Genomic DNA, 20,282 nt, shown 5'->3' on the forward strand with positions numbered 1-20,282 from the left:
CAAGTCGCGCGAGCCCGAGGCGATGAGAGCCGTCAGCCGAAGCGCTTTTCCGGCGACTGTCCGCTGGCCGGTGACTGTTCGCCGGCCCGCGCGACGATCGCCTCGAGCGGCTCCGGCCGGTGAAGCAGAAAACCCTGGCCATAGGCCACGCCCATGCCGCGCAGAATGTCGAGCGCTTCCTGCTGCTCGATCTTTTCGGCCACCACCGCGCAGCCGAGACTTTTGGCGATGCCCGCTATGGCCGAGACGATCTCGCGGTCGAAACGGCTTTCCGCGATATTCTCGATGAACGAGCCGTCGATCTTGATCTGATCGACCGGAAAGCGCCGCAAATATTCGAACGAGCTCATGCCGGCGCCGAAATCGTCGAGGCTGACGCGGCATTGCCGCTCGCGCGCCTTGCGCACGAACTGCTCGGCGGCGTCGAAATTGGTGACGGCCGCGGTCTCGGTGATCTCGAAGCCGATGCCGGAATGCGGCGCCCCGGTCTCGGCGATGACGGCGTCGACGAAATCCCACAGCAGCGGATCGCTCAGCGTCTGCGCCGACAGGTTGAAGCCGAGCATGATGGCGCCTGACCGCATCGCCGCGCCATGCTGCGAAAGCGCTGTCCTGATGATCCAGCGGTCCAGCCGCGAGGCAATGCCGAAGCGCTCGGCGACCGGAATGAATTCGTTGGGCGGGATCAGCTTGCCATTGCGCCCGGCAAGCCGCGCCAGCACCTCGACGTGGCGGCTCTCCTGCCAGGGCTGGCCGAGCAGATGGATTTCCTGGCCGAACAGTTTCAGCCGCCCGTCATCCATGGCGTCGACCGTGTCGGCGGCGACACGCGCCGCGTTGAGGCCGCCGGAGCCCGACGCCGCATCGGCCGAAAACACCGCGAAGCGATTGCGCCCGGCCGCCTTGGCGGCATAGCAGGCGTCATCGGCGCAGGCCAACGCATCGGCAACTGTGGTGGTGGTGTCCTCGACGAAGGCGATGCCGATGCTGGCCGCGAGTTTTCGCGAGGTCGCCGGCAGTCCGAGGTCGGCGTCACGGACCGCCGCAAGAATCGCGCCGGCCAGCGCCTCGGCCTTGGCCGATTGGCAATTGGGCACCAGCAGCGCGAACTCGTCGCCGCCGAGGCGCGCGGCACGCGCCGATGCCGGCAGGCAGCCCAGAATACCGGCGGCGACACCCCTCAGCGCCAGGTCGCCGGCGGCGTGGCCGGCAAAGTCGTTGAGCGCCTTGAAGTAGTCGAGATCGACATAGAACACCGCCAGCGGCAAAGCCCGCTCGGTGGCGATATGCACGGCCAGCAGCCGGTCGAAGGCGGCACGGTTCAACAGGCCGGTCAGCGCATCGTGGTGAGCGGCGTAGGCGAGTTCCCGCTCGCGCTTCTTGTCCTCGGTGATGTCGCGCACGGTGCCGAGAATCTGGCCCGCCGTCTCGGGCGCCGCGATGAAGCGCACCAGCGATTCGACATGGCGGATTTCGCCGTCGCGCCTGACGATGCGGTATTGCGCGGCGACGACGCCGTCGGTCGAAAGCGGCGCCAGATGGGCGCGCTCTGCGGCATCCTTGTCGTCGGGATGCAGATAGGAATGCCAAAGGTCGGCAGCCACCTCGTCGGTGTCGGCGACCAGGCCGAATATCTCCCTGGTGCGGGCGTCCCAATAGCTCTTGTTGGCGTCGATGTCGTGATGCCAGATGCCGGTGCCGCTGGCCGCCAGCGCCAGGCGAAAGCGCACATTGACCCGCTCGAGTTCGGCTTCCGCCTCTTTCTGCCGGCTGATGTCGGTCTGCACGCCCATCAGCCTGACCGGCTTGCCCGTCTCGTCACGCTCGACAATGCCGCCGCGGTCCAGCACCCAGATCCAGTGGCCGTCCTTGTGCTTGAGGCGCAGCTCGGTCTCGATCGAGGCGGTCAGGCCGGAAATGTGCCGCTCGCCGCTGGCCAGCGCCCGCTGGCGGTCGTCGGGATGCGTCAGCTTCAGCCAGAGGTCGTCGCTGTTGGCAAGCTCGCCATCCTCATAACCCAGCATGTGCGACCAGGTCGGCGAATAGAAACAGTCGCCGCTCAAAATATCCCAGTCCCATACGCCGAGATGAGCGCGTTCGAGCGCAAGCGCCCAGAATTCGCCGTTGCGTATTTTCTCTTCAGCCATGCCCTGGTTTCGCTCACTCCGTCGCCGCCACTATGCACGCAAGCAGAGAAGAAACCGTTACCGGGTGCGCCGCGCCCACAGTGCGGACAAGGCCTGCAATCGTGGACCATGCCGTAAGGCGTCATCATGCGATTGGGGCTCGTCATGCCATTGGCGCCCTGATTGGAACCGCCCTGGCCGGGCCTGGCTCGACGATCCTTATCGCGCGGCGGCGCGCATTGTCCTCGAGCAGGCCGCGCAGTTCCTCACGGCCGCGCGCGATGCGCGACATCAGCGTGCCGGCCGGAACGCCGAGCATCTCGGCGGCCTCGGCATAGGAGAAGCCCTCGATGGCGACCATGGTCAGCGCGGCACGGCGGTCCGGGCTGATCGCCTGCAGCGCGTCGATGATCTCGCGCGCGGCGACGTTCTCCAGCTGGTCGGCGGGAGAGGCTTGCGCCTCGCCGGCCTCCAGCGGCAGCATCGAGGCCTCGCCTCGCCGGTTCACCTTGCGCATCTGGTCGATGAACAGATGATGCATGATCGTGAACAGCCATTTTCGCGGGCTCTCTCCCGTCTGCCAGTTGTCCAGCCGCAGCAGCGCCCGCACCAGGCAGTCCTGGACGAGATCGTCGGCGGAATCGCGGTCGCGCAGCAGCGAGCGCGCATAGCGGCGCAGGCGCGGGATTTCGTCGAGAATGGCTCTCTGCTTTTCGTCCATGACATTTTGTCTTTGTTTCGGCATGCCGTTGCCGCAAAACCGCTGCGCCCCCGGGTGAGGACAGCTTTGGCTGATCTGAAAAATTCCTCTGTTCATGCCTGTCGTCGGCTCCAAAAACGCTGGGCACTTTTGGGCGACAGGCATGACGCGCTAGCGCGGCGTGGCGTCGATGGCGACCCGGTCGGGATAGAAGGCGCCGTGGGCGCGAATCTCGGCCATCTCGTCGAAGGGCTGCTCATAGGCCCACATCGCGTCGTTACCGGTTTCGCCCGCCGGCAGCACGTTCCAGTAGCTGGAGTCGCCCTTGTAGGGGCACAGCGTCGACCGCTCCGTCTTCCTGAGCTTGCGGAAGTCGATGTCCTCGAACGGGATGTAGAAGGAGAAGGGATGGGGCGGCTCGGTCACCATTTTGGCTTTTGCCGAGGAAGCGATGATGGTGCCGTTTGCAAACACGACGACACGCCCGTTGAAGGGCTCGACGGTGATCACCTTGCCCGGATTGCGCCTGAAGCCGGGTGACGGGTTCGCATGCTGATCCATGACTGCTCTCCTTGTCCGCTGGTGGCTCGATGCCGGTCGACGGCGTCAGCTCTCACTGGCCACTGATGGGCCGGCGACAGCGGTCACACGCGACAGCTTCTGGCGCTTTTCGAGCTGTGGCTTTTCATAGGTCTTCTTCATCGTTCTTCCTTTTCTGACGTCTGGCAGCCGGTCCGCGCGGCTGCCGGCCGTGGATCATGGCTCCAAGGGACAACAGGCGCATCTCCCGTCTGGCCGATGCGCCGCCGAAGGAAATCCGGGCCAGCGTGGCAAGAACGATTCGCATGTGTTTCGCCGCGATCCGACGGCGGTGGATTTATCTCAGCCGGGACGGCCATGCTTGGGCCGGGCGGAACACGGTTTTGGCGAATGCGGCCCTGTCAGCACGACCGCAAGGCTTGGACAGGCGCGAACAGCTACCGGCGCGGCTATGGCGATGGCCGCTTGGCGCCGGTGCACGCCGCGAAATATCGATAATAAAGGACGACAGGTGAGACTCTACAAAATCAAGATGATTTGCCAGATATTTTCGCCTTTTCGGCACGAGAAGCAAAATAAATTTTCGACAGACGAACTTTCATTTCGGAAAAATGTCCATTTCATCTCTGTTAACCAAATATTAACCAAAATTATCCGATACATACCGAAGTTATTCGCTGTCGTAATCCGAATCTAAGTTGTAATAATCATTGCACAGTTCGCTTCTGACATTACTGTATCGTTGATGTCTTGCGAAGCATGCAACGGAGGAGCTGTAGGAGTGAAATCCGGGTCAAGACTGTGTTGCGAGGAACGGTCTGCCCGACGGAGGAAACACGCATGAGATTGCTGAAATATGCGCTGCTGGCGGGAGCGTCGCTGCTTCCCATCCTGCCCGCGATCGCCGCGACCGCGACGGGCAGCATGAATGTCCGCATCACGATTACCGACGAATGCAAGGTGCAGACGGCGAGCGATCTCGATTTCGGCTCGCACGGTGTCATTGATGCGAATGTCGACCAGACCAGCACCATCAACGTGCAATGCACGACCGGCAAGTCCTACAATGTTGGTCTGAGCGCCGGAGCGGGCGCGGGCGCAACTGTTGCTGTTCGCAAGATGACCGGGCCGGCGTCGGCGACGATCGACTACACCATCTACAGGGAAAGCACCCGGACGCAGCTTTGGGGCACCACGATCCCCACCGACACGGTCGGCGGAACCGGCAACGGCGCCATTCAGCCGCTGACGGTCTACGGGCGTGTTCCACCGCAGACGACACCGGCGGCGGGCCTCTACACCGACACCGTTGCGATCACCATAACGTACTGACAATCGATACCAACACGAGGACGATCATGCGATCCATGCTTTCATGCATCGGAGCCACGGCTGTTCTGTTGCTGTGCGCCGGTCTCTCACAAGCCGCTTCGCTCAGGGTGGCGCCGACAGGTCTCGAGCTGATCTCGCCCGACGCCTCGGCGGTTCTCAACCTCAGCAACGATGACCCCAAGCGGCCGATCAATGTGCAGATACGCGTCTTCGCCTGGAGCCAGGCTGGCGGGATCGAGCAGCTGACGCCGACTACGGACGTCGTCGCCAGCCCGCCATCGACCAAACTCGGACCCAATGCCCAATACGTGGTTCGCGTCGTGCGCGTCAGCAAGGCGCCGGTGCGGGCCGAGGAAAGCTACCGCGTCATCGTCGACGAGTTACCCGACCCGTCGCGCAAGAAGGCCGGTACGGTCGCGCTCGCGCTGCGCTATTCGGTCCCGGTGTTTTTCCGCGACGCCGATGCCGCCGCGCCGGCAGTCGCCTGGAGTGTTTCGCGCAAGGGCGGCAGTCTTGTGCTGACAGCCAGCAATACCGGTGAAAGTCGTCTCCGCTTGTCCAACCTATCCCTGACCCAGAACGGCAAAAAGCTCGGCAACCGAAACGGGCTCGTCGGTTATGTGCTGGGCGGCGCGACCATGCAGTGGCCGATCGGCAGCGGCAAATCACTGTCCGCGGGCTCCGTGCTTTTGAAGGCACAGAGCGATCTTGGACCCTTCGATGCCAACGTTGCCGTCAAGGGCAAGTAGCGTCGCTGTCATCGTCGCGGTTGCGACTTTCACACCTTGCTTGGCGGTGCGTTCGCAGGAATTTCCGGCCGTGACGAACCTCGAACAGCCGGCTTCCGTTTTGCCAGCGGGCCGCAGCCTCTATCTCGAGGTGTTCATCAACGACGTTTCGACCAAGCTGGTCGGCAATTTTATCGAGATGCCGGATGGTGGGCTGGCGGCGGCGCCCCAAGAGCTGAAGGAGGTCGGCCTGAAACCGCCGGAGGACATAGCCGACGCCGGCGGCCTGGTCAGGCTCGACCAGTTGGCCGACGTTTCGTTTCGGATCGATGAGGTAGCCCAGCGCCTCTACGTCACCGCCGCCAATGACAGCCGCGAGGCGCGCATGGTGGATCTCGGCTTGCGCTTGCAGGACCGGCCGGCGCCGCAATCGGGCTTGGGCGCGGTTCTCAACTATTCGCTGTTTGCCAGCTCCAACACATTGTTCGACAAGGACGTCGAGCTGTTCCAAGGCGTTTCCGGCGGCTTCGATGCGCGCGTGTTCAGCCCCTATGGAACGCTCAGCCAATCCTTCATCGCCGGCTATTCCGACGGCAGGCTGGGCGGCTTCACGCGGCTCAACACGACATGGAGCTATTCCGACCCCGACCGGCTGATGACCTACCGCGCCGGCGACTTCATCTCCGGTGGATTGTCGTGGACGCGTCCGGTCTATCTCGGCGGCATCCAGGCGCAACGCAACTTCCACCTGCGATCGGACCTGGTGACGCTGCCGCTGCCCTCCTTCGGCGGCACGGCGGCGGTGCCGTCGACGCTCGAGGTCTATACGCAGAACGTGCGCACCTATTCCGGCGACATCCAGCCCGGGCCGTTCCAGGTCACCAATCTGCCGGTGTTCACGGGCGCCGGACAGGCGCAGGTGGTGCTGCGCGACAGCCTCGGCCGCGAGACCACGGCCACCTTGCCGTTCTATGCCTCCAGCATGCTGCTGCGCCAGGGACTGCTCGACTTTTCCGTCGAGGCAGGGATGGCGCGGCGCAATTTCGGCATCTCCTCCGACGATTATGACGGCCGCGTCATAGGGGTCGCCAGCGCGCGTTACGGCGTGACCGACCGGCTGACATTGGAAGCCCATGCCGAGGGCGGCGCCGATCTGATCAATGGCGGCATAGGTGCTGCCTTCCCGCTCGGGGCATATGGCGCGGCTTCGCTGGCGGTCGCCGGCAGCCATCATGACCGGCGCACCGGCTCGCTGGTCGATGCCAGTGTCGAATTCGGCTATGACGGCTGGGCGATCAACGCCCACATGCAGCGGGCCTTTGGCGGCTATGAAGACATCGCCTCGATGACGGCGGAGCCGGTTCTCGACCCCGACGACTTCACCCGTTTCAGCGCCGGCGTGCCGCGCGCGGTCGACCAGGTGACGCTCAGCGTGCCGATGCCGATCGATTTCTCCAGCTTCAACCTGTCCTATACGCATTTGAAGAGCGCCGAGGGCGAAAACAGCCAGATCGTCGGCCTGTCCTACAGCCAGGCGATCTTCAAGCGCAGCACGCTCTATGCCACCGCCTTCGCCGATCTCGACGACGACAGCAGCTATGGCGTGTTCGCCGGGATTTCGATCCCGTTCAACGACGACATCTCGGCGTCGACAGGCGTCGAGCAAGGCCCTGACGGCCTCAATGTCACTGCCGACCTCGCCAAATCGGAGCGGGCCGAGGACGGCAGCATCGGCTGGCGGCTGCGCACCTCGGAGGGCGAGGTCCCCAATCGTTCGGCAGCTGTCAGCTACCGCGCGCCGTTTGCGCGTTTCGAGGCCGGCGCCCAGCAATTCGACAAGGACTTTCGCGTGACCGGCCAGATGGACGGCGCCATTGCGGTCGCAGGCGGCGGGGTGTTCGCCACCAACCGCATCGACGATGCCTTTGCCGTCGTCGATGTCGGCACGCCTGATGTCGAGGTCTTGCATCAGAACCGGCCTGTAGGCAGGACCGACAGCAAAGGCCGCATCCTGGTCACCGGGCTCAACTCCTATGAGCTGAACACGGTCTCCATCGACCCGAAGAATCTACCAGTCGACGCGGATGTCCCTGCTACCAAGGAGACCGTCGTCCCAGCCGACCGCAACGGCGTCGTGCTGAAGTTCGGCGTGTCCGAGGCGGCGCAGGCCGCGCTGGTGACGCTGGTCGACTCGAGCGGAACGCCGCTCGAAGCCGGACTGTCGGGACGCGTCGATGGCGGCACTGAAGACTTTGTCGTCGGCTATGACGGGCAGGCCTACATCAAGGGCCTCGGCAAGCAGAATTCAGTGCAGGTCGAGCGCGCTGACGGCGGTTCATGCCGGGCAGAGTTTCCCTTCGAGGCGGCGCGCGGCCGACAAGTGGTGATCGGGAACGTGGTGTGCCAATGATAGCTGGAGGAAAAGTGCTGCGCGCCGTAATCATCGCCCTGCTGCTGGTGCTGCTCCCGTCGCTCGCCCGGGCGCAGAGCTGCAGTTACACCGTCACCAGTTTGAATTTCGGCCTCATCGACACGCTGTCGGGCACCGCGGCGACATCGACAGCCACCTTCACCGCGACTTGCAGCGGCAGTTTGCCATTGCTGCTGCCCGTCCTGGTCTGTCCGCATATTGCCGCCGGCACCGGCGGTGCAACCTCGGCGGCGGCCCGGCAGATGGCGAGCGGCGTCAACAGCCTCAACTATCAACTCTATTCGGACCCCGCAATGAGCGTTGTCTGGGGCACCTATAACTGGGCCTATGCCTCGCGCCCGCCACCGCTGCTGCTGAGCCCCAATCTCTTCGGCAACTCAATCGACACCCTGACGCTCTATGGCCGGGTTCCCGGCGGCCAGGCGACCGTTCCGCCGGGCACTTATCTGTCGACATTTTCGGGCGGGCAACTCGAGTTCCGCTCCCGGACAACCCTGTTGAGCAGCAGCTGCAACACCGGCGCGGGCAACTTGGGCACCAGTCCGACCTTCACCATCAACGCCACGGTCGCGGCAAACTGCCTGGTCGCCACCCAGAACATCGATTTCGGCTCCAAGGGCGTGCTCGACGCCAATGCCGATGCCACCGGCCAGGTTACGGTCACCTGCACCCCGTCGACCGCGTACACGGTTTCCCTCAATGGCGGCACGACAGGGGGCACACCGACCAATCGCAAGATGTCGAAGGGCGCCGAGAGGATCACCTACGGCCTCTACAAGGATCTGGCGCGCTCGCAGCCTTGGGGTGACGCCGGAACGCCGGGAAGCACGGTGGCCGGCACCGGAACCGGTACGGCCCAGGCGCTCACCGTCTATGGCCGCGTGCCGCCGCAGACGACGCCCTCGGCCGGCGTCTACACCGACACGGTGGTGGTGACCATCACCTATTGATCGCGGCCCGCCTCGCCGTTGGCCGGCGCCAGCCAGCGCGCGTAAATCTCGCCGACGATGCCGCGGCGAAAGACCAGCACGCAGATCATGAAGATCAGGCCGGTGGCGATGGTCACCGGGAAGCCTGAGGTGGCGAGCGTGTTTTCCAGGCCGACGACGAGGCCGGCGCCGACGACAGGACCGACCATGGTGCCGATGCCGCCGAGCAGCGTCATCAGGATCACCTCGCCCGACATCTGCCAGGTGACGTCGGTCAGCGTCGCGAACTGGAAGACGATCGCCTTGGTCGCGCCGGCAAGCCCGGCAAGGGCTGCCGACATGACGAAGGCGGCGAGCTTGTAGCGGCCGACCGAATAGCCCAGCGAGATGGCGCGGTTCTCGTTCTCGCGGATCGAACGCAGGATCATGCCGAACGGCGAGTTGACGATGCGCCAGACGGCGAAGACGCCGATGAGGAAGACGGCAAGCACGACGAAATACATGTTGAACGTGACGTTGAGATCGACGATGCCGAACAGATGCCCGCGCGGCACGCCCTGTATGCCGTCCTCGCCTTCGGTGAACGGCGCCTGGACGCAGAAGAAATAAAACATCTGCGCCAGCGCCAGCGTGATCATCGAGAAATAGATGCCTTGCCGGCGGATGGCGAGGAAGCCCATGACCAGGCCGAGCACGGCCGCTCCGGCGGTGCCGAGCAGGATGCCGGCCTCGGGCGGCCAGCCCCATGCCTTGACGGCGTAGGCGCAGAAATAGGCGGCGGCGCCGTAGAAGGTGGCGTGGCCGAACGACAACAGCCCGGTGTAGCCGAGCAGCAGGTTGAAGGCGCAGGCAAACAGCGCGAAGCACAGCATCTTCATCAGGAAGATCGGATAGACGAAGAAGGGCGCGGCTATCAGCGCCAGTATGGCCAATGCCAGCAATACCCGCTCCAGCCGCACGGAGGCGGCGGTGCGATGTTGGTGAAGGGTTGCCTCGCTCATCTCAGGCGTCCCTTCCGAACAGGCCGGCGGGGCGCAGGAGCAGCACGACCGCCATGATGACGAAGACGACGAGGTTCGACGCCTCGGGATAGAACACCTTGGTCAGGCCCTCGGCGAGGCCAAGCATATAGCCGGTGACGATGGCCCCGAGGATCGAACCCATGCCGCCGACCACGACGACGGCAAAGACGACGATGATGATATCGGAGCCCATCAGCGGACTGACCTGGTAGACGGGCGCGGCGAGAATACCGGCAAGGCCGGCGAGCGCCGCGCCGAGCCCATAGGTGAGCGTCAGCAGCAGCGGCACGTTGACGCCGAAGGCCTGCACCAGCTCGGGATTTTCGGTCGCGGCGCGCAGATAGGAGCCGAGCCTGGTCTTTTCGATCAGGAGCCAGGTGCCGATGCAGATAATGAGCGAGGCCACCACCACCCAGCCGCGATAGTTGGGCAGGAACATGAAGCCGAGATTGGTGCCGCCGGCAAGCTGCGCCGGAACGGCATAAGGGTTGCCCGACACGCCGTAGTAGAAACGGAACACGCCTTCGATGACCAGCGCCAGTCCGAAGGTGAACAGCAGCCCGTAGAGCGGATCCAGGCGGTAGAGCCGCGACAGCGCCACGCGCTCGACCGCCATGCCGAAGACGCCGACGATGAGCGGAACCAGGAGCAGCGCCGGCCAGTAGCCGATGCCGAGATGGACGAGCAGCAGGTAACCGATGAAGGCGCCGAGCATATAGAGTGCGCCATGGGCGAAATTGATGATCCGCAGCAGGCCGAAGATGACGGCCAGGCCGAGGCTCAGCATGGCGTAGAAGGAGCCGTTGATCAGCCCGACCAGCATCTGGCCGAGCAAGGCCTGGACGGGGATGCCGAAGATCATGGTCATGGCGTCACCGAGGGTGTTGCAAGCGGGATGCGTCTGTGCGGCACGTACCCCCACCCGGACCTTCGGTCCGACCTCCCCACAAGGGGGAGGTAGGGCGGTGGCCCTCCACCCTCCCCCTTGTGGGGAGGGTCGCTGCGCAGCAGCGGGGTGGGGGTACTGCCGTGGGCTGTCGTCATCATACCCCCAATACCTCGTGCAGCTGTTGCGTGTGAGCGGCAAGCTCGCTTACGGCAAAACCCTCCACCACCTTGCCGTGCTCCATCAGGTAGAAGCGGTCGGCCATGCGGGCGGCGAAGCGGAAATTCTGCTCGACGAGCAGGATGGTCATGCCGCGCTTTTTCAAGGTCGCCAGCAGTTCGCCGATGCGCTGGACGATGACCGGCGCCAGGCCCTCGGTCGGCTCGTCGAGCAGCAGCATCTGCACGCCCGTCCGCAGGATGCGGGCGATGGCCAGCATCTGCTGTTCGCCGCCGGAGAGTTTGGTGCCGGGGCTGTTGCGGCGCTCCTTGAGGTTGGGAAAGAGATCGAAGATTTCCTCGACGCTCATGCCGCCCTTGGCCACCACCGGCGGCAGGATCAGGTTTTCGTCGACGGTGAGCGTGGCGAAGATGCCGCGTTCCTCCGGCACGAAGCCGATGCCGCGATGGGCAACACGATGCAGCGGCAGGCGCATCAGGCCGCTGCCGTCGAAGGCGACGCTGCCGCTGCGCTTGCGGACCAGCCCCATAATGGCGCGCAGCGTTGTGGTCTTGCCGACACCGTTGCGGCCGAGCAGCGTCACGGTCTCACCGCGAAAAACGTCGAGGTTGACGCCATGCAGCGCATGGCCCTCGCCATACCAGGCGTGGAGATCGCGCACGGCAAGCATCGGCTCACTCATGCTCGGTTCCCCTGCTCGGTCCCCATGTAGGCGACCCTGACGCGCTCATCGTTGCTCACCGTTGCGTAGTCGCCGGCGGCGAGCACCTGGCCGCGCTGCATGACGGTGATCCAGTCGCAAAGGTCGGCGACGACGGTGAGATTGTGCTCGACCATCAGCACGGCGCGGTCCGTTGCCAGCGAGCGGATGATGCCGGAAATGAGGCCGACATCCTCGTGCCCCATGCCGGCCATCGGCTCGTCGAGCAGCAGCACTTTCGGGTCGAGCGCCAGCGTGGTGGCGATCTCGAGCACGCGCTTTCGGCCATAGGAGAGATCGCCGGCCGGACGATGCGCGACATCGTCGAGACCGACGACGGCAAGCAGTTCGCGCGCCCGTGGAGTCAGTTGGTCAAGCGCGGCCAGCGAGCGCCAGAACTGGAAGCCGAGCCCGCTCGGCCGCTGCAAGGCGACGCGGACATTGTCGAGCACGCTCAGATGCGGAAAGATCGCCGATATCTGGAACGAGCGGACGAGACCCATGCGCGCCACCCTGGCCGGCGCGGTGCGGGTGATGTCGTTGCCCAACAGTTCGATCCTGCCGCTGCTCGGCTGCAGGAACTTGGTCAAGAGGTTGAAGATTGTCGTCTTGCCGGCGCCGTTCGGCCCGATCAGCGCATGGATCTGGCCGTGATGGACGTCGAGGTCGACATTGTTGACGACGACGAAACCGGCAAAGTCGCGCCGCAGGCCGCGGGCGGAGAGCACCACCCGCGGCTTGATTTCGGCACCGTCCGGCTGGACGGCCACGGCTTGCGCCAGTGTCACTTGGTGACGAGCGGGCAGCCGCTGTCTTCAGCCTTGATGAAGGCCTTGTCGCCCGGAATGGTCGCAAGGTAGGTGTAGTAATCCCAGTCCTTCTTCGACTCCTCGGGCTTCTTGACCTGGTAGAGATACATGTCGTGCACCATCGAGCCGTCGGCCTGTACCTTGCCGTTGGCGTTGATGATGTCGTCGACGGGCATTTCATGGAGTTGCTTGGCGACCGCCTCGGTCTCGTCGGTGCCGGCCTTGTCGATGGCCTTGAGATATTGCAGCACCGCCGAATAGGTGCCGGCCTGGATCATGTTGGGCATGCGGTTGGTGCGCTTGAAGAAGCGCCCGGCGAAGTCGCGGCTCTTGTCGTCGCGGTCCCAGTAAAACCCTTCGGTGAGCACCACGCCCTGCGCCGCCTGCAGTCCGAGGCCGTGCACCTCGGCAAGCGTGAACAGAAGTGCTGCCAGCCGCTGGCCGCCGGCGACGATGCCGAACTCGGCCGCCTGCTTGATGGTATTGGAGGTGTCGAGGCCGGCATTGGCAAGGCCGATAACCTTGGCGCCGGAGGACTGCGCCTGCAGCAGGAAGGAGGAATAATCCGTCGATCCCAAGGGGTAACGCACCTCGCCCAGCACTTTGCCGCCGCTTGCCTCAACAACCTTTGTGGTCTGCTCCTTCAGCGAATAGCCGAAGGCATAGTCGACGGTGATGAAATACCAGCTGTCGCCGCCCTGCTGCACCAGCGCGCCGCCGGTGCCGACCGCCTGCGAGTGGGTATCGTAAGCCCAGTGGAAACCGTAGGGCGAGCATTGCTTGCCGGTCAGGTCGGCCGATGCCGCTCCGGTAACGATGTCGATCTTCTTCTTTTCCTTGGACAACCCCTGGACGGCGAGCGCCACCGAGGATGTCGTCAGTTCCATGATCGCGTCGACCTGCTCGGTGTCGTACCACTGGCGCGCAATGTTGGAGGCAATGTCGGGCTTGTTCTGGTGATCGGCGTTGACGATCTCGATTGGCGCGCCCTGCACCTTGCCGCCAAAATCCTCGACCGCCATCCTGGCGGCCTCGACCGACCATTTGCCGCCGAAATCGGCATAGACGCCCGACTGGTCGTTGAGGATGCCGATCTTGACCTTGCCGTCGGAAATTTCGCCGGCCGCCGCCGGCATCGCAGTCGACGCAAGCAGCGCGGCTGAGACGAGATAGGATGCTTTCACAGGTGGTTCCTCCCTTGTGGCCGACGCTGGAAAACGCGGCGGCCTTGCAATGGTTCAACAGCTCCGTCCGGTTCTCGCTGAAATCCGGGCCAGCGCCCGCCACTTCTCCTCTTGGCAACCCCTCCGCCCTGGGTGCGCCGGGAACCGTATCATCACATTTCGCGAGGCGAGAATGCTATTTTCGTAGCATGGCGTGCTAGCGCGGCCGCTACCAGTCGGGCTCAATTGGAGAGTCTTCGGAAAAGCCGCTCGGGCCAGGCAGCGAGAGCGTTGCGGCCGCAGCGTCCAGCAGTGCCCCCGGAAGCCGTTTGAGATGCTCGCTGTCCAGCGGAAGCGCAAGATAGCCCGTGGCAATGCGTGCAGCCGCTTCCGCCTGTTCACGATCTCTCATTGCCTTGACCGCAGACCGATCAGGCAGCGTGGCCAGCCAAGCCTTGTGCAGAGCGAACATTCGAGGGTCGACCGTCGGCATGCTTACGGGATAGCCACGCTCATCGATCGCCACAGCCTCCACCTTCGGGGCGTTGATGAGCCATTGCAGCCCCTCCATGGGTGCGCTGTCGAGGTCATCGACAAGCTGTGTAATCGAGGTAGTGGCGTTGTTCTTGAGGACATGTCTTGCCTGCGGACGGATCACGTCGACCAGATAGCCATCACGGTTCGCTGCCCTGAAGGCCCGGGGCTGGAGCGGCTTGAAGGACCTGTCCACTTTACGCAACACGCCTATCAGGCCGGACTGGCTTACCCTCTCGCCGGTCACGAAGCTGATGCGGCGTCGGGAATCGAAGAGCAGGTCAATGTCGCCGGTTGCCGTGAGACCGCTGGTGATCTGGACGCCCGCCAGAGCCTCGTAAGCGAACAGCGCATTCGTGCCGACGACCAGCAACTGCTTGCCCAGCAGGTCTGTTTCGGCGCACCGCCGCAATATCCGTGCGGCGATGGCCGGTACCCTGCCCAACCCCATTGCCACATTGACTTTCGCCAGGCCGTTCAGGCGATCGGCCAGACCTGCCAGCAGATCCTTGTTCTGCACCCTGCCCTCGGAAAACGCAGCGAACGCCTTCTCCGTCTGGCTGCTTTTCGGCCCGAGTGAATTCTCGACCTGCCGGACCTTCCGCAGCAGGTATTCAGCACCGCTGCGCTCAACCCAGCGCATGCTGCCTGCAAAGCGCCTTTGGCGCTGGTCATCAGCACGCTGCCAGGCCTCGTAGACCTGTTGCGTATCTATGAGTTGGCGCCGCTGCTCGCCGGTCAACTCTCTCAGCATCGTTTTCCACTCTTAAGCCAGGATCAAGTTAACATAGTGGAAAACTCTTAATTAACAATAAGTTGCTATGTTTTTTCCACTATCGCATCTATCACCCACACGCCGAGTGGAAAATACCGTAAAAACAATAGGTTATGTCCGAGAAAGGGAGGCCAGAACCTCACACGCGGGTTTTTAGCTGCGCGCGCCATGGCAGCCGCTTGCCGTCGCCTCACCGCTTCTGCGGATAGATCGGCTCGCCGCGCTTCAGCATCTCGACAAAAGCCTCGATCTTCTTCCTGCGCCCCGCCTCCGTCTTCATGTTGTGCGTTCGAAACGCCAGCGCGAACCGGTTCTGGGCGGAAAGCTTTGCCAGCATCTCCTTCGCCTTCGGCTCGGCGTCGATGGCGGCCTGCAGATCGTCAGGGATCTTCATGTCCTTGCCTGAGGCATAGGCGCGGTCCCAGCGGCCGTCGGCCTTGGCCGCCTCGACCTGTTTCAGCCCGTGTTCGGTCATGCGGCCCTCCTCGACCAGGCGGGCGACATTGTCGATGTTGATCTTGCTCCAGATGCTCTTCTTGCCGCGCGGCGTGTAGCGCTGCAGAAAGCTCTTGTCGTCGAGCGGCTTGCGTATGGCGTCGATCCAGCCGAAGCACAGCGCCACGTCGATGGCCTGCTTCGGCGTGATCGAGGCGAGGCCCGAGCCGACCTTGTGGACCTTGATCCAGACCTCGCTCTCGCCGGCATGATTTTCGCGCAGCCAGGCGTAAAAACTGTCGGGATCGGGGAATTTATGAACCTTGTCGGGATCGACCTTGAACGGCGCCATCATCACCTCGTTGTTGCCGGGCCGGCTGTATCGGCTGTCGATGCCAGTTTCCGTCAGCGGCGTCGATACCCCCTAGCCTATTGCGAGCCGGCTTGCGCCCAAGCCGGCGCTCATGGCAGTTTCCCGGCTGGTCGAGCCGGGCAAGGCAGACTGCAATTCGGGGGAAATGCCATGCGATCGATGTTACTCGGCCTCATCCTTCTGCTGCCGGCCTCGGCGCTCGCCGAACCCATCGAAACCCAGAAGATCATCACCGCGCTGACCGGCGACTTCAATGGGGACGGCGCCGCCGATCTGGCGATGATCGTCGAGACCGAGCCCGAAGACGATACCATGGACATGCATTTCTTCCTGAGGGACAAAAAGTACAATTTTCTGAAACCCGCCGGCGTCGTGCATGAGCAGGTCTACGGCGAATGGAACGACTACGACCAGCCGCATTATGAGGGCTCCGGCATCGAACCGGAGTTGACCTTGCTGCCCAACGGCTCGATCAAGATCTATCTGCCGGGGCTGATCGGCCCCGGCGAGCGGACCGACATGACGCTGACCATCGCCTGGCGCAACGAGGCCTTCGTCGTCGCCGGCGTTGCCTATGACCATTACAAATACCAGTCCGTTGTCGTCTACAGCAGCTGCGACTACGACGTGCTGACCGGCAAGGGCAAAAGTATGCAGACGCAGGATGATGACAGCAAGGTGAACAGTATCGTGTCTGTCGAAGGCCAGGTCGTGCCCTTCGCGGAGTGGGACACGGGGACGCCTTTTAGGGTATGCGGGGATTGAGGGGGCAGCCAATCTCCCCCCTCGTGGGGGAGATGGCCGGCAGGGGGGCCGCTGTCCCGCCAACGCACCGGCCAGTGTCAGCCACGTTTATCCCGCGATTCTTGTCAGAAAATATAGATTGAGAGGTCGCGATCCTTCGCGCCCCCCTCTGCCCTGCCGGGCATCTCCCCCACTTGGGGGGAGATTGGCTTCACTGCAGATGCGGTTTCTTCAAAAAGCTGTTTCGGTCGGCGGATTTCACTCGCAGCCAAGTCTCACGACCGTCACGCACGACCCTGAGAGGAATCTCCGAACCCGCCGGATTCTGCCATAGCTTGCGGTAGAAATCGGCGAGACCGTCGACCTCGCCATCGCGCACGTCGGAGATGATGTCGCCCTGGCGCAGGCCGGCCTTGGCGGCGGGGCCGCCTTCGGCGACGCTCATCACCACGACCGCACCGTTCGACTCGGCCGAGAAGGCGCCGAGCCATGGGCGCGGCGGCTTCGCCACCTGGCCGCGCGTCAGGAGATCGTCGAGGATCGGGGTCAGAAGGTTGATCGGCACGACCATGTTGATGTCGGCGACCTCGCCGTTGCGGCTCATCTGCAAAAGCAGCGAACCGATGCCGAGCAGGCTGCCATCCTGGCCGATGAGCGCCGCGCCGCCCCAGGACGGATGCGCCGGGGCAATGAAGATCGCCTCGTCGAGCAGATATTCCCAATAGCCGGCGAATTCCTGCTTGGTGACGATGTGTGCCTTGACCGAGCGGCCGGTGCCGTCGGCAAACACCACGGGGTCGCCGATCTTGGCCTTCGAGGCGTCACCCAGCGCCACCGCCGGCAGGCCGAGCGGCGCCAGCGCCTGCACTAGGCCGAAGCCTGTCTCCTGGTCATAGGCCAGCGCATGCGCCGGCACGACGCGGCCGTCCTGGTCGGTCAGCCAGACCTCCTCGGCCTCGGTGATGAGATAGCCGATGGTGAGCACCAGCCCGTCGCCGCGGATGACGACGCCGCTGCCTTCCCGGCGCGTGCCCAGGGCATTGGCCGTGAAGGCATCGTCGGGAACCATGGCGCGCACGCCAACGACGGAGCGCAAGAGCGGGGAAACGGGATCGATGGGCATGCTTTCATCCTGGCAGATATGCGTGGGCAGTATCCTCTATAGGTATGCCGCGCTGCACAGGGCGCAAGGGCTTGGGCAACAAGGCAATCATTTCAGAGGCTGGCGCTGCCCCTCATCCGCCTGCCGGCACCTTCTCCCCGTATAGTGACGGGGAGAAGGGAGATGGCCGCAACATCGGCGCTCTTGGCAACGCTGGCAATTGGGGAAATCAGTAGGCGACAGCGTCCTTCTCCCCGTCACTATACGGGGAGAAGTGCCCGGTGTTCGAACCGGATAGATAGGTAACAGAATGGACCGATAGCATGGGTGACAGTTTTCTTGTCCGCCGGAGGACCGGCGATGGTTTGGCGAGAGACTGGCATCATGGACGAGCGGCTACGGTTTGTTGTGGAGTGTCTTTCTGGGGATGAGACGATGGTTGCGCTTTGTGCGGCCTACGGGATCTCACGCAAGAACGGCTACAAATGGCTAGGACGCTATCGGACGTTTGGGCCTGAGGGTTTGCACGACCTGCCGCGAGCCCCGCTCAATCATGGCCGGGCGACAGCTCAGGATCTGGTTGAGCGGATTGTGGCGGCCAAGGAGCTGCATCCGCTTTGGGGTCCAAAGAAGATCGTGGCACGGCTCAGGCGCACGGCTCCCGAGTTCATGTGGCCTTCAGCCTCGACGGTCGGCGCGATCCTTGCGCGGCATGGGCTTGTCCGCGCCCGCAAGCGACCCCGCCTGCGGGCCTGCGGCAATGGACCCTGGCCACAGCCGCAAGAACCGAACGCGGTGTGGACTGGCGATCACAAGGGCTGGTTCCGGACCCGCGACGGCTGGCGTTGCGAACCCTTGACGGTGATGGATGCGTCGAGCCGCTATCTTCTGGCGCTCGAAGCGACGGGGTCGACGGCCGATAGCGAAGCCTGGCCGGTGTTCGAACGGCTGTTTGAAGAGCATGGCCTGCCGGATCGCTTCAGAAGCGACAATGGCCCGCCCTTCGCATCGGCCGGCGTCACCGGGCTGACGCCGCTTGTCGTGCGCTTCATCAAGCTCGGCATCACCCTGGAGCGGATCGCACCCGGCAGGCCACAGCAGAACGGACGTCACGAGCGCTTTCACCTGACCATGCTGCCGATGGCCGAGGCACCGGAAGCCGACCGAACGGCACAGGGCCAGGCCTTCGAGACCTTCCGCCACAGCTACAATGAGGAACGTCCCCATGAGGCGCTGGGCATGGATACGCCCGCCCAGCACTACCGGTCCTCACAGCGCGCCATGCCCAGGACACCACCCGAGCCCGTCTATCCGGCCGAGGCCTCGGTCCGCCGCGTGCGCCACAATGGCGAGATCCGATGGAATGGCGGCTTCATATATGTCTCGCAAGCGCTGGCGGGCGAACCGGTCGCTGCGTTGGAGACCGAAGACGGACAATGGACACTCTCATTCCATGCCCACCCGCTCGGCATCATCGACACACGGCACATGAAGCTTGTCCGCCGCAGCGCCGCGCCAACCAATCCGCTTGGCGCTGCGGCGGACGCATAGGGGGAGAGAAGTGTCACCTATGTATCCGGTTCAAAGTGTTACCCATCTATCGGCTGGACACCGGCAGGGCGATGAGGGGCGGCGCCGACATCGATAATAGTTCAACACAAGTTGAACCTTTCTGAATTGCACCTATGTGTTCCAGTATCTACGTTCCGCCGACTTTTCCGCCATCAGTCTCGCGCCGCCGTTTTCGCCCCGCCAAACCCAAGGAATTCCCCGCATGACCGAATACACCCCGCCGAAAGTCTGGAGCTGGAAGAAAGCCAATGGCGGTACGTTCGCCAGCATCAACCGGCCTATTGCCGGTCCGACGCATGACAAGGTGCTGCCGGTCGGCAAGCATCCGCTGCAGCTCTATTCGCTGGCGACGCCGAATGGGGTCAAAGTGACTGTCATGCTGGAGGAGCTTCTGGCGCTCGGCCACAAGGGCGCCGAATACGACGCCTGGCTGATCCGCATCAACGATGGCGACCAGTTCGGCTCGGGGTTTGTCGAGGCCAACCCCAACTCCAAGATCCCGGCGCTGCTCGACCGCAGCGGCAAGACGCCTGTCCGCGTCTTCGAGTCCGGCTCGATCCTGCTTTATCTCGCGGAAAAGTTCGGCGAGTTCCTGCCGACCGAACAGCCGGCGCGCGCGGAAACCTTGTCCTGGCTGTTCTGGCAGATGGGTTCGGCGCCCTATCTCGGCGGCGGCTTCGGCCATTTCTACGCCTATGCGCCCGAAAAAATCGAATACGCCATCGACCGCTTCGCCATGGAGACCAAGCGCCAGTTCGACGTGCTCGACCGGCGGCTGGCGGAGACCGAATACCTCGGCGGCGCCTTCTATTCGATCGCCGACATGGCGGTATGGCCCTGGTATGGCGGCCTGGCGCTCGGCCGCATGTACAATGATTCCGCCGAGTTCCTGTCGGTGCAGGACTACGAGCACGTACAACGCTGGGCCAGGGCGATCGACGCCCGCCCGACCGTGCAACGCGGCCGCATGGTCAACCGCGCCTTCGGCGACCCGGCCATGCAACTGCACGAGCGCCACGACGCCAGCGATTTCGAGACGAAGACGCAGGATAAATTGGTGGTGGCGGAGTGAGCTAATCTCCCCCCTTGAGGGGGAGATGGCCGGCAGGCCAGAGGGGGTCGGCTCGACTGGGCGCGACCTCCTGCGACTGATGAAGGTTAGCGCTCCACGCGCGGCGACCCCCTCTGTCGCCTTCGGCGA

Annotated in this window: 18 protein-coding genes; 7 read left to right on the forward strand and 11 right to left on the reverse strand. The window is 63.8% G+C overall.

Annotated features, from left to right (window positions below; genetic code table 11):
- Positions 1 to 32 precede the first annotated feature (32 nt).
- The 3 genes from NLY42_RS25975 to NLY42_RS25985 form a co-directional block, all read right to left on the reverse strand.
- A complete protein-coding gene (locus tag NLY42_RS25975; protein WP_023755880.1) occupies positions 33 to 2,147 on the reverse strand; it encodes an EAL domain-containing protein in 2,115 nt (704 codons plus the stop codon).
- A gap of 142 nt (positions 2,148 to 2,289) precedes the next feature.
- Positions 2,290 to 2,847 carry an RNA polymerase sigma factor gene (locus tag NLY42_RS25980; protein ID WP_023697760.1) on the reverse strand — a complete coding sequence of 186 codons (558 nt, stop codon included), beginning with the start codon at positions 2,845 to 2,847 and terminating at the stop codon, positions 2,290 to 2,292.
- Positions 2,848 to 2,997: 150 nt separating this feature from the next.
- Positions 2,998 to 3,387: a DUF427 domain-containing protein gene (locus tag NLY42_RS25985; RefSeq protein WP_023697761.1), complete on the reverse strand. Its 390-nt coding sequence runs from the start codon at positions 3,385 to 3,387 to the stop codon at positions 2,998 to 3,000.
- An 819-nt stretch (positions 3,388 to 4,206) separates the two neighbouring features.
- On the opposite strand from NLY42_RS25985, the gene NLY42_RS25990 reads away from it, so the two are divergent.
- The 4 genes from NLY42_RS25990 to NLY42_RS26005 are packed head-to-tail and all read left to right on the forward strand — an operon-like array spanning position 4,207 to position 8,807.
- The gene (locus NLY42_RS25990) at positions 4,207 to 4,698 is read left to right on the forward strand and encodes a Csu type fimbrial protein (RefSeq protein WP_023685937.1); all 492 of its coding nucleotides are present in this window, start codon (positions 4,207 to 4,209) and stop codon (positions 4,696 to 4,698) included.
- 26 nt (positions 4,699 to 4,724) lie between these two features.
- A complete protein-coding gene (locus NLY42_RS25995) occupies positions 4,725 to 5,447 on the forward strand; it encodes a fimbrial biogenesis chaperone (protein WP_023730420.1) in 723 nt (240 codons plus the stop codon).
- Positions 5,419 to 7,836: a fimbria/pilus outer membrane usher protein gene (locus NLY42_RS26000; RefSeq protein WP_023756419.1), complete on the forward strand. Its 2,418-nt coding sequence runs from the start codon at positions 5,419 to 5,421 to the stop codon at positions 7,834 to 7,836. Before NLY42_RS25995 ends, NLY42_RS26000 begins: the two co-directional genes overlap by 29 nt.
- A 14-nt stretch (positions 7,837 to 7,850) precedes the next feature.
- Complete coding sequence (locus NLY42_RS26005; protein ID WP_023712558.1) at positions 7,851 to 8,807, forward strand: Csu type fimbrial protein; 957 nt, start codon at positions 7,851 to 7,853, stop codon at positions 8,805 to 8,807.
- On the opposite strand, the gene NLY42_RS26010 is transcribed toward NLY42_RS26005, so the two are convergent.
- The 7 genes from NLY42_RS26010 to NLY42_RS26040 all read right to left on the reverse strand — a co-directional run bounded on the left by NLY42_RS26010 (position 8,801) and on the right by NLY42_RS26040 (position 15,642).
- Entirely contained in the window at positions 8,801 to 9,787 is a 987-nt protein-coding gene (locus tag NLY42_RS26010; protein ID WP_023712557.1) for a branched-chain amino acid ABC transporter permease, read from the reverse strand. The two genes, NLY42_RS26005 and NLY42_RS26010, sit on opposite strands and share 7 nt — an antisense overlap.
- Before the next feature lies 1 nt (position 9,788).
- Positions 9,789 to 10,676: a branched-chain amino acid ABC transporter permease gene (locus NLY42_RS26015; RefSeq protein ID WP_023671423.1), complete on the reverse strand. Its 888-nt coding sequence runs from the start codon at positions 10,674 to 10,676 to the stop codon at positions 9,789 to 9,791.
- A 175-nt stretch (positions 10,677 to 10,851) separates the two neighbouring features.
- Positions 10,852 to 11,556, reverse strand: coding sequence for an ABC transporter ATP-binding protein (locus NLY42_RS26020; protein WP_023712556.1), 705 nt, complete (start codon positions 11,554 to 11,556; stop codon positions 10,852 to 10,854).
- Positions 11,553 to 12,344, reverse strand: a complete 792-nt coding sequence (locus NLY42_RS26025) for an ABC transporter ATP-binding protein (protein WP_286488882.1) — start codon at positions 12,342 to 12,344, stop codon at positions 11,553 to 11,555. The genes NLY42_RS26020 and NLY42_RS26025 overlap by 4 nt, the downstream gene beginning before the upstream one ends.
- 14 nt (positions 12,345 to 12,358) lie before the next feature.
- On the reverse strand, positions 12,359 to 13,567 hold the full coding sequence (locus NLY42_RS26030) for an ABC transporter substrate-binding protein (RefSeq protein ID WP_023755878.1): 1,209 nt from the start codon (positions 13,565 to 13,567) through the stop codon (positions 12,359 to 12,361).
- A 208-nt stretch (positions 13,568 to 13,775) separates the two neighbouring features.
- Entirely contained in the window at positions 13,776 to 14,834 is a 1,059-nt protein-coding gene (locus NLY42_RS26035) for a GSU2403 family nucleotidyltransferase fold protein (protein ID WP_023756420.1), read from the reverse strand.
- A gap of 211 nt (positions 14,835 to 15,045) precedes the next feature.
- Positions 15,046 to 15,642: a YdeI/OmpD-associated family protein gene (locus NLY42_RS26040; RefSeq protein WP_023756421.1), complete on the reverse strand. Its 597-nt coding sequence runs from the start codon at positions 15,640 to 15,642 to the stop codon at positions 15,046 to 15,048.
- 171 nt (positions 15,643 to 15,813) lie between these two features.
- Here NLY42_RS26040 and NLY42_RS26045 point away from each other — a divergent pair, with 171 nt between their 5' ends.
- On the forward strand, positions 15,814 to 16,428 hold the full coding sequence (locus tag NLY42_RS26045; RefSeq protein ID WP_023715162.1) for a hypothetical protein: 615 nt from the start codon (positions 15,814 to 15,816) through the stop codon (positions 16,426 to 16,428).
- 190 nt (positions 16,429 to 16,618) lie between these two features.
- Here the strand turns inward: NLY42_RS26045 and NLY42_RS26050 are convergent, their stop codons facing one another.
- Complete coding sequence (locus NLY42_RS26050) at positions 16,619 to 17,530, reverse strand: S1C family serine protease (RefSeq protein ID WP_023671416.1); 912 nt, start codon at positions 17,528 to 17,530, stop codon at positions 16,619 to 16,621.
- Between the two features lie 339 nt (positions 17,531 to 17,869).
- Between NLY42_RS26050 and NLY42_RS26055 the strand changes: the two genes are divergently transcribed.
- Positions 17,870 to 19,060: an integrase core domain-containing protein gene (locus NLY42_RS26055; protein WP_023826017.1), complete on the forward strand. Its 1,191-nt coding sequence runs from the start codon at positions 17,870 to 17,872 to the stop codon at positions 19,058 to 19,060.
- 223 nt (positions 19,061 to 19,283) lie between these two features.
- The gene (gene yghU, locus NLY42_RS26060; RefSeq protein WP_023754593.1) at positions 19,284 to 20,153 is read left to right on the forward strand and encodes a glutathione-dependent disulfide-bond oxidoreductase; all 870 of its coding nucleotides are present in this window, start codon (positions 19,284 to 19,286) and stop codon (positions 20,151 to 20,153) included.
- The last annotated feature ends 129 nt before the right edge of the window (positions 20,154 to 20,282 follow it).

This window comes from Mesorhizobium sp. C372A, from assembly GCF_030323245.1.
Lineage (GTDB): Bacteria > Pseudomonadota > Alphaproteobacteria > Rhizobiales > Rhizobiaceae > Mesorhizobium.